Genomic DNA, 11,292 nt, shown 5'->3' with positions numbered 1-11,292 from the left:
GGCCCCCTCTAGGCTGGGGGCGTGAACACGTTCGAAGGGTCGTCTCCTGTGGGGAGGCGGCCCTTCGGCGCGCCTGCACCTTCGCTGCCCGCCTTCGGCGTGTACGTCCACGTCCCGTTCTGCTCCGTGCGATGCGGGTACTGCGACTTCAACACGTACACGGCCGACGAGCTGGGGGAGGGCGCGACGCGGGCGTCGTACGCCGACTCCGCGATCGCCGAGATCCGGCGGGCCGCGGCGCAGACCGGGCCCCGCACGGTCGAGACCGTCTTCGTGGGCGGTGGCACGCCGACGCAGCTGGCGGCCGCCGATCTCGTGCGCATCCTCCGGGCGATCGACGAGGCGTGGGGGCTCGCGCCGGACGTGGAGGTCACGACCGAGGCGAACCCCGACAGCGTCGACCCCGCGATGCTCGCGACCTTGCGCGCCGGTGGCTTCAACCGCATCTCCTTCGGCGTGCAGTCGGCCGTGTCGCACGTGCTGCAGATGCTCGACCGCACCCACGACCCGCTCCGGGTGCCCGAGGCCGTGCGCTGGGCCCGCGAGGCCGGCTTCGAGCAGGTCAGTGTCGACCTCATCTACGGCTCGCCGGGGGAGTCGATGGACGACTGGCGCCGCACGGTCGAGCACGCGATCTCGTTGGAGCCCGACCACGTCAGCGCCTACGCGTTGATCGTCGAGGACGGCACCGCTTTCGCCCGCAAGGTCTCGCGCGGCGAGGTCGTCATGCCCGACGACGACGAGACGGCCGACAAGTACCTGTTGGCCGACGAGATGCTCGAGGCAGCCGGTCTCGGCTGGTACGAGCTCTCCAACTGGGCGCGCGACGAGGCGGCGCAGTGCCGGCACAACGTCCTGTACTGGACTGGCGGCGAGTGGTTCGGCATCGGACCGGGTGCCCACTCCTACGTGGGGGGTCGACGCTGGTGGAACGTGAAGCACCCCGCGGCGTACGCCCAGCGGCTGGCGGCGGGGCAGTCGCCGGAGGCCGACGGCGAGGTCATCGACGCCGACGCCGCCCGGATGGAGGACGTCATGCTGCGCACGCGCCTGCGCACCGGTCTCGACCCGGCAGGCCTCCCTGCGCACGACCACCTGATCGAGCAGGGCCTCCTGGAGCCAGTCGCGACCAAGCTGGTGCTGACGAAGAAGGGGCGACTGCTGGCCGACCACGTGGTGCGCGAGCTGACATGAGCGCGTCCGACCCGGCGCTCGTGCGCACGTCGCGGACGCTGCTGCGGCCTCCGGTCGAGGACGATCTCGACGCGGTGTACGCGATCTACGGCGATCCGGCGACGTGGAAGCACCTGCCGTCCGGTCTCGGTGACCGTGCGATGACGGCCGACATGCTCGCGATGATGATCGCCGGCTGGCGACGGTTCGGGCTCGACACCTGGGTCGTCGAGGACGTCGATGCGCAGGTCGTCGGCATCGCCGGCACTCGCCGGGTGGAGGGCCGCGTGCTGAGGAATCTCGGATACCGGCTCTCGCCGGCGGTGTGGGGGAGCGGGCTGGCCACGGAGGTCGCGCAGGCGGCGCTGGAGGCGGCTCACGAGCACGATCCCGGCACCCCGGTCGTGGCGAGGGTCCTGGTGAACAATCCGGCATCCGTCCGGGTGCTCGAGAAGCTCGGGCTCCGGCTCCTCTTCGAGGGCCCGCGCGACGACGGCCTGGTGAGGCAGGTCCACGCCGACCGCGACCTCACCCCGGACGACCTGGCTCACCTGGTCTCCCTCGGCTGACACATCGTGTCGACGGACCCCCGGGAGCGCACACATCTGGGGGACACCCCGGCGGGGCTCAGGCCGTGACGAAGTCGATGAGCTCCTCGACCTTGCCCAGGAAGACGGGTTCCAGGTCGGTCCAGGTGGAGACCGAGCCGAGGATCTTCTTCCAGGCGCGGGCGATGTCGGCCTGCTCGGCGTGCGGCCAGCCCATCGCCTCGCAGATGCCGTGCTTCCACTCGATGCCGCGGGGGATCACGGGCCACGCGTCCAGGCCGAGACGCGCCGGCTTCACGGTCTGCCACACGTCGACGTAGGGGTGGCCGACGACGAGCACGTGCGGCTCCTTCGAGAGCGTCTGCGCGATGCGCCACTCCTTGGAGCCCATGACGAGGTGGTCGACCAGCACGCCGAGGCGACGACCAGGGCCGGGGTCGAAGGAGTCGACCTCGGCCTTGAGGTCGTCGATGCCGCCCAGGTACTCGACCGCGACGCCGACGTGGCGAAGGTCGTCGCCCCAGACCTTCTCGACGAGCTCGGCGTCGTGCCGACCCTCGACCCAGATGCGGCTCGGCTGGGCGACCTTCGCCCGCTCGCGGGGCCCGGCGACCGACCCGGACGCGGTGCGCTGAGGCCCTGAGGCGGCCACGGCCGGCGGACGGAGCGTGACGGGCTTGCCGTCGACCCAGTAGCCCGGTCCGAGCGGGAAGCTGCGGCGCTTCAACCGGCGGTCCTCGAGCACGACCATGCCCATCTGCGGATCGACCTGCACGACCTCGCCGACGAAACCGCTCGTGACGTCCTCGACGACGAGACCCAGCTCGACGGGGAGGTCGGCCGAGCGGCCCTTCGCCGGACGCTGCCAGTCACCCGACAGGACGTCCTGCCCGTAGCGGTCCTTGCTCATGCGAGTCCGCCGCTGGGTCCGGGATGGCCCGGGTGCAGGAGGCCGAGCAGGCGTTGGTGGAAGTCGGCGAGGTCCTCGCGCGGGACCTCGCCCGACGGGCCGAGGATCGTCGTGCCGGGCCCGGTGAGCCCGATCGCCAGGTCGACCGCGACGGGCCAGCTCTCCGGGACCGGGCCGGTCGGCTCGCTGACGAGGTCGCCCAGCAGCACCGTGTCGGCATCGGGCACCACGACCACGAGCTCACCACCCGACGGTCCGTCGCCGAGGTGCACGACCTCGACGAACCGGTCGCCGAGGTCGACGGCCCAGACCGAGCTGAGCGATCCGCCGAGCGACTCGTGGGCGACCCACGAGCCGTCGCTCAGCGTCACCCGGCGCGGGCGGTACGTGAGGCTGCGCTCGTGGCCCTCCACGACGATCGTGTCGTCTCGACGCACGATGCTCCTCACCGTTCCACTCCCATCGGGCTAGACTGGCAAACGGGCACCGAGAGTGCCAGCGACGCGCCGAGAGGAGGCCAGGATGTCCGACGACCGTCGCCTCGACGTCCTCCGGGCGATCGTCGAGGACTACGTCGCCACGCAGGAGCCCGTGGGCTCCCGAGCCCTCGTGGAACGTCACCACCTGGGCGTCTCGCCGGCGACGATCCGCAACGACATGGCCGTGCTGGAGGACGAGGGCTACCTCACCCAGCCGCACACGTCTGCCGGCCGCATCCCCACCGACAAGGGCTACCGGATGTTCGTCGACCGGCTCGCCACGGTCAAGGCGCTCTCGCCGGCCGAGCGCCGGGCGATCGAGCGCTTCCTTTCGGAGTCGGTCGACGTCGACGACATCGTGCAGCGCAGCGTGCGCGTGCTCTCCCAGCTCACCAGCCAGGTCGCGGTCGTGCAGTACCCGAGCCTGACCCGGTCGACCGTGCGGCACGTCGAGGTCGTCGCGCTCGACGGCGATCGCGCGCTCGTGGTCGTCATCACGAGCTCCGGCCGGGTCGAGCAGCGCACGATCGACCTGCCGTCGCCCCTGACCGACCAGCTCCTGGCCGACCTGCGCTCCCGCCTCATGCCCGTCGTGCTGGGCGAGCGCCTCTCGGAGGCCGCGGTCAAGGTCGCCGACCTGATCCACACCTTCGAGCCGGTCGACCAGCCGCTCGTCGCGGCGGTCGTGGCGACCCTGACCCAGACCTTCTCCGACGAGCGCTCCGACGCCCGCATCGTCGTGGGCGGCACGTCGAACCTCGCCCGCTACGGCGCCGAGTTCGACACGACGGTCCGCCCGGTCCTCGAGGCGCTCGAGGAGCAGGTCGTGCTGCTCAAGCTGCTCGGCGAGGTCTCCGGCGGCGTGACGGTGCGCATCGGCGGCGAGACCGGTTTCGACACCCTCGCCGGCAACGCGGTGGTGGCCTCTGCCTACGGTGGGGACGGCAGCCGCGCGACCCTCGCCACGGTCGGTCCGGCCCGCATGGACTACCCCGGCACGATGGCAGCGGTCGCCGCCGTCGCCCGCTACGTCGGCCGCATGCTCGACGACGCCTGACCCTTCTCCTGACATCCAGCCCGAAAGCACCTCATGGCCACCGACTACTACGCGACCCTCGGCGTCGAACGCTCTGCGACTCCCGAGGAGATCAAGAAGGCGTACCGCCGACTGGCGCGACAGCTGCACCCCGACGTCAACGACGCCCCGGACGCCTCCGAGCGCTTCAAGGAGGTCTCGCAGGCGTACGAGGTGCTGTCCGACCCGCAGAAGCGTCAGGTGTTCGACCGCGGCGGCGACCCGATGGGTGGCCAGCGTGGCGGCGCGGGCTTCGGCCAGGGGTTCAGCTTCGACGACATCATGGACGCCTTCTTCGGGCAGTCCGGTCCGCGCGGGCCCCGGTCGCGCATCCAGCGCGGTCAGGACGCGTTGCTGCGGCTCGAGGTCGAGCTCGCCGAGGCCGCGTTCGGCGTCACGCAGGAGCTCAAGGTCGACACGGCCGTCGTGTGCGAGGTCTGCGACGGCAGCGGCGCGCACGAGGACTCCTCGCCCGTCACCTGCGGAACGTGCCGCGGCCAGGGCGCGATCCAGCACGTGCAGCGCTCGCTGCTGGGCGACATCCGCACCGCGCGTCCGTGCCCCACGTGCCACGGCTTCGGCACCGTGATCCCCGACCCCTGCCGCGAGTGCGACGGCGAGGGCCGCGTCCGCGCCCGCCGCAACCTCAAGCTGACCATCCCGGCCGGCGTCGACCACGGCACGCGCATCCAGCTCACCGGGGAGGGCGAGATCGGTCCCGGCGGCGGACCGGCCGGCGACCTCTACGTCGAAATCCAGGTGCGTCGCCACCCCGTGTACACGCGCAGCGGCGACCACCTCGAGTGCCAGGTCACGCTGCCGATGACCGCGGCGGCGCTCGGCACGACCCTCGACCTGCCGTCGCTCAAGGCCGACCTCGAGGACAACGACGGACCCGAGGGCGTCACGGTCGACGTCGAGGCCGGCACCCAGTCCGGTCAGGTCGTCGTGGTGCGCGGTGAGGGCGTGCCGCGTCTGCGCGGCGTCGGTGCCGGTGACCTGCGGGTGACGGTCGTCGTTGAGACGCCCGGCAAGCTCGACGACGAGCAGCGGGAGCTGCTGCACCGCCTCGCGGCGATGCGCGAGGAGGAGCGACCGGAAGCCCGCCTCGGTGCGACCCACCGCAGCGTGTTCGGCCGCATGAAGGACGCCTTCCGCGCCGGTGCTGGTGAGTGACGGCCGGCGAGTGAGAGCCTGGACCCATGACTGACGACTGCCTGTTCTGCTCGATCGTCAAGGGTGACGTCCCGGCCGAGATCGTCGGCGAGACCGACCACACGATCGCCTTCCGCGACATCAACCCCCAGGCCCCGACCCACGTGCTGGTGATCCCCAAGCGCCACGAGCCCGACGTCGCGAGCCTGGCCGAGGCCGATCCAGAGGCCACGGTCGACCTGATCACGCACACGCGCCGCATCGCCGACGAGCTCGGCACGGGTTCGTACCGCCTGGTGTTCAACACGGGCGCCGACGCGTTCCAGACCGTGTTCCACTGCCACGGCCACGTGCTCTCGGGCCGTTCGCTCACCTGGCCGCCCGGCTGAGCGGCCGACGGGGTCCACGCCTGCGGTTCTGGTCGTAGACTGGGGACACCCATGACTGACGAGCACCCCACCCACACCTTCACGGTTCCCACCAGCATCGACGCCGTCTCGCTGTTCGGCCCCGGCGACGAGTTCCTCCGCCTCATCGAACGCGACTTCGACGCCGACATCCACGTGCGCGGCAACCGCGTCAGCGTGACCGGCGAGCCCGGCGAGGTCGCCCTCGTCGAGCGCCTCCTCGACGAGCTCACGACGATCGTCCGCACCGGCCAGGGCATGACCCGCGAGACGGTCGAGCGCAGCATCGGCATGCTCCGCACCGAGACGCAGGAGCGGCCGGCCGAGGTCCTGAGCCTCAACATCCTCTCCAACCGCGGCCGCACGATCCGTCCCAAGACGCTCAACCAGAAGCGCTACGTCGACGCGATCGACGAGAACACGATCATCTTCGGCATCGGCCCCGCGGGCACCGGCAAGACCTACCTCGCGATGGCCAAGGCCGTCCAGGCGCTGCAGTCCAAGCAGGTCAGCCGCATCATCCTGACCCGGCCGGCGGTCGAGGCGGGGGAGCGGCTGGGCTACCTGCCCGGAACGCTGAGCGAGAAGATCGACCCGTACCTGCGCCCGCTGTACGACGCGCTGCACGACATGATGGATCCCGAGGCCATCCCGAAGCTGCTGACGGCCGGCGTCATCGAGGTCGCTCCCTTGGCGTACATGCGGGGAAGGACGCTCAACGACGCGTTCATCATCCTCGACGAGGCGCAGAACACCACCGCCGAGCAGATGAAGATGTTCCTCACGCGCCTGGGCTTCGGCTCGAAGGTCGTCGTGACGGGTGACGTCACGCAGGTCGACCTCCCGACGGGCCAGCGCAGCGGTCTGCGGATCATCCAAGGCATCCTCGACGACATCGACGACATCCACTTCGCCCAGCTCTCGGCGCAGGACGTCGTGCGACACCGTCTCGTCGGCCGCATCGTCGCGGCGTACGACGAGTTCGAGAACGGCGCCGAGGAGCAGGAGAGTCGTGAACGTCGACGTCCTCGATGAGTCCGGCACGGGCGTCGACGTCGTCGCGCTCACCCGTCTCTGCCGCTTCGTCATGCGGCGGATGCGCCTGCACCCCGCGACCGAGCTGACCGTCAGGCTCGTCGAGCCCGACACCATCGCGACGCTCAACGAGCAGTGGATGGGCAAGAAGGGTCCGACCGACGTCCTGTCGTTCCCGATGGACGAGCTGACCCCCGGCAGCGACGACGAGGACGCCCCCGAGGGCTACCTCGGCGACATCGCGCTGTGCCCGCAGATCGCGGAGCAGCAGGCGCCGGCCGCCGGCCACTCGACGTCCGACGAGGTCGACCTCCTGCTCGTGCACGGCATCCTGCACCTGCTGGGGTACGACCACGCCGAGCCGGAGGAGCACCGGGAGATGTTCGGCCTGCAGGGTCGGCTCCTGCTGGAGTGGCAGCGCGCCGAGCTCGGCGTCGACCCCGAAGGACCCTGATGCTCGACCCGGTCAGCTGGACCCCGGCGGTCGTCGCCGTGGGCCTCGCGTTCATCGCCGGCCTGCTCACCAGCGTCGAGGCCGCCGTCTCGTCGTTCTCCCGCGCGCGCGCCGAGGAGCTCGACGAGGAGGGTCGCGCGGGGGCCGCCCGGCTCATGCGCATCCTCGACGACCCGGCGCCGTACCTCAACAGCGTCACCCTGGTGCGGGTGCTGGCCGAGACGGCCTCGGTCGTGCTGGCCGCGATCTTCGTGGCCGGCGAGATCGACGGCCTGTGGCAGCAGTTCGTCGTCGCCACGCTCGTGATGGGCGTGGTGAGCTTCGTGTTCATCGGCGTCGGACCCCGCACCCTCGGGCGCCAGCGAGCCGAGGCGATCGCGGTCTGGTCGGCCTGGCCGGTCATGGCGCTGGAGTGGGTGCTCGGCCCGATCCCGAAGCTGCTCATCGTGGTGGGCAACGCCCTGACGCCCGGTCGCGGCTTCACCGACGGTCCGTTCGCCTCCGAGGTCGAGGTCCGCGAGCTCGTCGACCTGGCCGCGGCGTCCTCGGTCATCGAGTCCGACGAGTCCAAGATGATCCACTCGGTCTTCGAGCTGGGCGACACGATCGTGCGCGAGGTCATGGTGCCCCGCACCGACGTCGTGTCGGTCGAGCAGACCAAGACCTTGCGCCAGGCGATGTCGCTCTCGCTCGAGAGCGGCTACTCCCGGCTGCCGGTCGTCGACGAGAACCTCGACGACGTCGTCGGCATCGCCTACCTCAAGGACGTCACGAAGCGCGTCTTCGACAACCACACGGCCGAGCAGATCGAGCGGGTCGTGACGATCATGCGCCCCTGCCTGTTCGTGCCCGACACCAAGCCGTGCGACGACCTGCTGCGCGAGATGCAGGCCAGTCGCACCCACATCGCGATCGTCGTCGACGAGTTCGGCGGCACCGCAGGGCTCGTCACGATCGAGGACGTCCTGGAGGAGATCGTCGGCGAGATCACCGACGAGTACGACTCCGAGCCCGACGAGGTCGAGGTCCTGGCCGACGGCTCCTGGCGCGTGAGCGTGCGGCTCGACATCGACGACCTCGCCGAGCTCACCGGCATCGACGACCTCGAGGACGAGGACGTCGACACGGTCGGCGGCCTGCTCGCCAAGCACCTGGGCGAGGTGCCCCTGCCGGGCTCGCGCACGGAGGCCCTCGGGCTGCAGATCGTCGCCGAGGGATCCACGGGTCGCCGCAACAAGGTCGGCCACGTGAGGGTGACGCGCATCGCCCCGGACGACGAGTCGGTAGCCTCAGGCTCATGACCGACTCCCACAGTGCCTTCGAGCTGGAGGCCGAGGACGCGAAGCTGGTGACCTTGGCCCGCGCGTCCCGTGCCCGCACCAGTGCCGTCCAGGGCGCCGCCGTGCGCGACCAGGACGGTCGCACGTACACCGCCACGACGGTCCGCCTCGAGACGCTCGAGCTCGAGGCGCTCGACCTCGCGGTCGCGATGGCCGTCTCGTCCGGGGCCACGAGCCTCGAGGCCGGCGCCGTCGTCGGACCCGAGGACCGCATCGTCAACCTCGACGCCTTCCGCGAGCTCGCGGGCGAGGAGACCCCCGTCTTCTCCGCCCACCCCGACGGCACGGTGCACGCCGTCAAGCACACCTGAGATGACGCATCCCGAGATCACCTTCCGCTCCGGCTTCGCCTGCTTCGTGGGCCGGCCCAACGCCGGCAAGTCCACGCTCACCAACGCCCTCGTCGGCGACAAGATCGCCATCACCTCCTCCAAGCCGCAGACCACGCGTCACGCGATCCGAGGGCTGGTGCACACCGACGACGCGCAGCTGATCCTCATCGACACGCCGGGCCTGCACCGCCCGCGCAACGTGCTGGGTGAGCGGCTCAACGATCTCGTGCGCTCCACGTGGACCGACGTCGACACCGTGGCGATGTGCTTCCCGTCCGACCAGAAGGTCGGCCCGGGCGACAAGTACCTCGTCAAGGAGCTCGCGGGCCTGCGTCGCAAGCCGGTGCTCGCGGTCGCCACGAAGACCGACCTGGTCTCGCCCGCCCGTCTCGCCGAGCACCTCATGGCGATCCAGGCCGCGGGGGAGGAGGCCGGGCTGCGCTGGCAGGAGATCGTGCCGGTCAGTGCCGTCGACGGCAACCAGGTCGAGCTGCTGCGCGACCTGCTCATCCGCACGCTCCCGGAGGGGTCGCCGCTGTACCCGGACGGCCAGCTCACCGACGAGCCCGCCGAGACGCTGGTCGCAGAGGTCATCCGTGAGGCAGCGCTCGAGGGCGTGCGCGACGAGCTGCCGCACTCGCTGGCGGTCGTGGTCGACGAGATCGTGCCGCGCGAGGACCGGCCCGAGGGCAAGCCGCTGACCGACGTGCGTGTGAACGTCTACGTCGAGCGCGACAGCCAGAAGGGCATCATCATCGGCAAGCAGGGGGTACGCCTGCGTGAGATCGGTGCCGGCTCCCGTCGCCAGATCGAGAAGATCCTGGGCGTCCCGGTCTACCTGGACCTGCACGTCAAGGTGGCCAAGGACTGGCAGCGAGACCCCAAGCAGCTCCGCAAGCTCGGGTTCTAGGCCTCGCCGCGCGACCGCGATCGTCGGCCTGACTCGATCCACGCGGCTACCACGACGGCGACGAACACGACCGACATGACGAGGAACCCCCATTCGGGCGACGCCGAGCTGGTGAGGCCGTCACGTTCGCCGCTGAAGATCGGGAGGCCGGCAACGGTGAGCTCGGTGGACCCGGACTCGATGGCGCGCAGGCGGGTTGCGGTAATCGTGAGACCCGCGATGTACAGGAGCGTCACTCCGAACACGGCGACCAGGCTCGCTGGATAGAAACGGCGGAGATCGGGTCGAGTCATGTCACGGCCTTCCGGTCGGGGTCGGGCCACTGCTTGTGGGGTGGTCAGTTGCGGGAACGTAGCAGTCGGTTGGCTACTGATAGGTGGCTCCCATCCGGGCTTCCGCTCCCAGGCTCGCCCTCGCGGACGTCCCGGGTGACGATGGGGGCATGGACCCCGTGGAGGCGCTGGACGAGATCGGCTTCTGGCTCGAACGCGGCCGGTCGTCGTCGTACCGCGTGGAGGCCTTCCGTCGTGCCGCGCGCACGCTCGAGTCGATGCAGGCGAGCGAGGTCGTCGAGATGGCCGAGAAGGGCCGACTGCGGCGCCTAGACGGGATCGGTGAGCGCACCGCGACGGTGGTGACCGACGCCGCCCGCGGCGAGGTGCCTGCCTACCTGGCCGAGCTGCGCGAGGCGGGGTCGGAGCCGCTGGCTCCGGGCGGCGAAGAGGTCCGGGCCGCCCTGCGCGGCGACCTCCACCTGCACTCCGACTGGTCCGACGGCGGGTCCTCGATCGAGCTGATGGCCCAGACGGCCCGGTGGCTCGGGCACGAGTACGCCGTGCTGACCGATCACTCGCCCCGGCTGAAGGTCGCGAACGGCCTCTCGGCCGAGCGCCTCGCCAACCAGCTCGACGTCGTGGCCGCGGTCGACGCGTCGTACGACGACTTCCGTCTGCTGCCGGGCATCGAGGTCGACATCCTGGAGGACGGCACACTCGACCAGACGCCGGAGATGCTCGGACGTCTCGACGTGGTCGTGGCCAGCGTGCACTCGAAGCTGCGTGCGGAGCGCCGCACCATGACGCGCCGGATGCTGGGCGCCGTGGAGGACCCCCACACGAACGTCCTCGGCCACTGCACGGGCCGGCTGGTCGAGGGCTCGCGCGGCACGCGTCCGCAAAGCGAGTTCGACGCCGAGGCGGTCTTCTCCGCGTGTGCCGAGCACGGCGTCGCGGTCGAGGTCAACGCCCGACCCGAGCGTGCGGATCCGCCGGACGACCTGCTGCAGCTGGCGCTCGACCTGGGCTGCCTGATCTCCATCGACTCCGACGCCCACGCCCCGGGACAGCTCGACTTCCTCGACCACGGATGCGCCCGGGTGGCCGGGTTCGACGTGCCCCTGGACCGCATCGTCACCACCTGGCCCGTCGACCGGCTGCTGGAGTGGAGCCACGCCCGCCGGTGACGGGAACCTCCG

The 11,292-nt window shown here is 70.9% G+C and carries 14 protein-coding genes; 11 read left to right on the top strand and 3 right to left on the bottom strand.

Features of this window, described 5'->3' with window-relative positions:
• Positions 1-21: 21 nt before the first annotated feature.
• A complete protein-coding gene (gene hemW / locus LO931_RS01420) occupies positions 22-1,194 on the top strand; it encodes a radical SAM family heme chaperone HemW (RefSeq protein WP_229051419.1) in 1,173 nt (390 codons plus the stop codon).
• Positions 1,191-1,742, top strand: a complete 552-nt coding sequence (locus LO931_RS01415) for a GNAT family N-acetyltransferase (protein ID WP_229051418.1) — start codon at positions 1,191-1,193, stop codon at positions 1,740-1,742. The genes hemW and LO931_RS01415 overlap by 4 nt, the downstream gene beginning before the upstream one ends.
• A gap of 58 nt (positions 1,743-1,800) precedes the next feature.
• On the opposite strand, the gene LO931_RS01410 is transcribed toward LO931_RS01415, so the two are convergent.
• Both LO931_RS01410 and LO931_RS01405 read right to left on the bottom strand, forming a co-directional pair.
• Positions 1,801-2,631, bottom strand: coding sequence for a DUF3097 domain-containing protein (locus LO931_RS01410; protein ID WP_229051417.1), 831 nt, complete (start codon positions 2,629-2,631; stop codon positions 1,801-1,803).
• Complete coding sequence (locus LO931_RS01405; protein WP_229051416.1) at positions 2,628-3,068, bottom strand: hypothetical protein; 441 nt, start codon at positions 3,066-3,068, stop codon at positions 2,628-2,630. Before LO931_RS01405 ends, LO931_RS01410 begins: the two co-directional genes overlap by 4 nt.
• A gap of 85 nt (positions 3,069-3,153) precedes the next feature.
• On the opposite strand from LO931_RS01405, the gene hrcA reads away from it, so the two are divergent.
• Genes hrcA through era form a run of 8 tightly spaced genes read left to right on the top strand, consistent with a single transcriptional unit; the run spans position 3,154 to position 9,818 of the window.
• Positions 3,154-4,167 (top strand): heat-inducible transcriptional repressor HrcA, encoded by a 1,014-nt coding sequence (gene hrcA, locus LO931_RS01400; RefSeq protein ID WP_229051415.1) that lies wholly within the window; start codon positions 3,154-3,156, stop codon positions 4,165-4,167.
• A gap of 33 nt (positions 4,168-4,200) precedes the next feature.
• Positions 4,201-5,361 carry a molecular chaperone DnaJ gene (dnaJ, locus tag LO931_RS01395; RefSeq protein ID WP_229051414.1) on the top strand — a complete coding sequence of 387 codons (1,161 nt, stop codon included), beginning with the start codon at positions 4,201-4,203 and terminating at the stop codon, positions 5,359-5,361.
• Between the two features lie 26 nt (positions 5,362-5,387).
• Positions 5,388-5,729, top strand: a complete 342-nt coding sequence (locus LO931_RS01390) for a histidine triad nucleotide-binding protein (protein WP_229051413.1) — start codon at positions 5,388-5,390, stop codon at positions 5,727-5,729.
• Positions 5,730-5,780: 51 nt separating this feature from the next.
• The gene (locus tag LO931_RS01385) at positions 5,781-6,782 is read left to right on the top strand and encodes a PhoH family protein (protein ID WP_229051412.1); all 1,002 of its coding nucleotides are present in this window, start codon (positions 5,781-5,783) and stop codon (positions 6,780-6,782) included.
• Positions 6,760-7,236, top strand: coding sequence for an rRNA maturation RNase YbeY (gene ybeY, locus LO931_RS01380; RefSeq protein WP_229051411.1), 477 nt, complete (start codon positions 6,760-6,762; stop codon positions 7,234-7,236). Before LO931_RS01385 ends, ybeY begins: the two co-directional genes overlap by 23 nt.
• A complete protein-coding gene (locus LO931_RS01375) occupies positions 7,236-8,537 on the top strand; it encodes a hemolysin family protein (protein ID WP_229051410.1) in 1,302 nt (433 codons plus the stop codon). Before ybeY ends, LO931_RS01375 begins: the two co-directional genes overlap by 1 nt.
• A complete protein-coding gene (locus LO931_RS01370; RefSeq protein WP_229051409.1) occupies positions 8,534-8,887 on the top strand; it encodes a cytidine deaminase in 354 nt (117 codons plus the stop codon). The genes LO931_RS01375 and LO931_RS01370 overlap by 4 nt, the downstream gene beginning before the upstream one ends.
• A 1-nt stretch (position 8,888) precedes the next feature.
• A complete protein-coding gene (gene era / locus LO931_RS01365) occupies positions 8,889-9,818 on the top strand; it encodes a GTPase Era (RefSeq protein ID WP_229051408.1) in 930 nt (309 codons plus the stop codon).
• Here era and LO931_RS01360 read toward each other — a convergent pair.
• Positions 9,815-10,111, bottom strand: coding sequence for a hypothetical protein (locus LO931_RS01360; RefSeq protein ID WP_229051407.1), 297 nt, complete (start codon positions 10,109-10,111; stop codon positions 9,815-9,817). The two genes, era and LO931_RS01360, sit on opposite strands and share 4 nt — an antisense overlap.
• A gap of 149 nt (positions 10,112-10,260) precedes the next feature.
• Between LO931_RS01360 and LO931_RS01355 the strand changes: the two genes are divergently transcribed.
• Entirely contained in the window at positions 10,261-11,280 is a 1,020-nt protein-coding gene (locus LO931_RS01355) for a PHP domain-containing protein (protein WP_229051406.1), read from the top strand.
• Positions 11,281-11,292: the final 12 nt, after the last annotated feature.

It is taken from the genome of Aeromicrobium sp. Leaf350 (assembly GCF_916858655.1).
Classification (GTDB): Bacteria; Actinomycetota; Actinomycetes; order Propionibacteriales; family Nocardioidaceae; genus Aeromicrobium.
Note: the sequence above shows the minus strand (reverse complement) of the source record. Positions and strands in the feature narration are given on the sequence as shown.

Excerpts from the sequence above, each read along its gene's own strand:
- LO931_RS01415 (WP_229051418.1), top strand. The coding sequence starts at position 1,191 with ATGAGCGCGTCCGACCCGGCGCTCGTGCGCACGTCGCGGACGCTGCTG.
- LO931_RS01410 (WP_229051417.1), bottom strand. The coding sequence starts at position 2,631 with ATGAGCAAGGACCGCTACGGGCAGGACGTCCTGTCGGGTGACTGGCAG.
- hrcA (WP_229051415.1), top strand. The coding sequence starts at position 3,154 with ATGTCCGACGACCGTCGCCTCGACGTCCTCCGGGCGATCGTCGAGGAC.
- dnaJ (WP_229051414.1), top strand. The coding sequence starts at position 4,201 with ATGGCCACCGACTACTACGCGACCCTCGGCGTCGAACGCTCTGCGACT.
- LO931_RS01390 (WP_229051413.1), top strand. The coding sequence starts at position 5,388 with ATGACTGACGACTGCCTGTTCTGCTCGATCGTCAAGGGTGACGTCCCG.
- LO931_RS01385 (WP_229051412.1), top strand. The coding sequence starts at position 5,781 with ATGACTGACGAGCACCCCACCCACACCTTCACGGTTCCCACCAGCATC.
- LO931_RS01375 (WP_229051410.1), top strand. The coding sequence starts at position 7,236 with ATGCTCGACCCGGTCAGCTGGACCCCGGCGGTCGTCGCCGTGGGCCTC.
- LO931_RS01370 (WP_229051409.1), top strand. The coding sequence starts at position 8,534 with ATGACCGACTCCCACAGTGCCTTCGAGCTGGAGGCCGAGGACGCGAAG.
- era (WP_229051408.1), top strand. The coding sequence starts at position 8,889 with ATGACGCATCCCGAGATCACCTTCCGCTCCGGCTTCGCCTGCTTCGTG.
- LO931_RS01360 (WP_229051407.1), bottom strand. The coding sequence starts at position 10,111 with ATGACTCGACCCGATCTCCGCCGTTTCTATCCAGCGAGCCTGGTCGCC.
- LO931_RS01355 (WP_229051406.1), top strand. The coding sequence starts at position 10,261 with ATGGACCCCGTGGAGGCGCTGGACGAGATCGGCTTCTGGCTCGAACGC.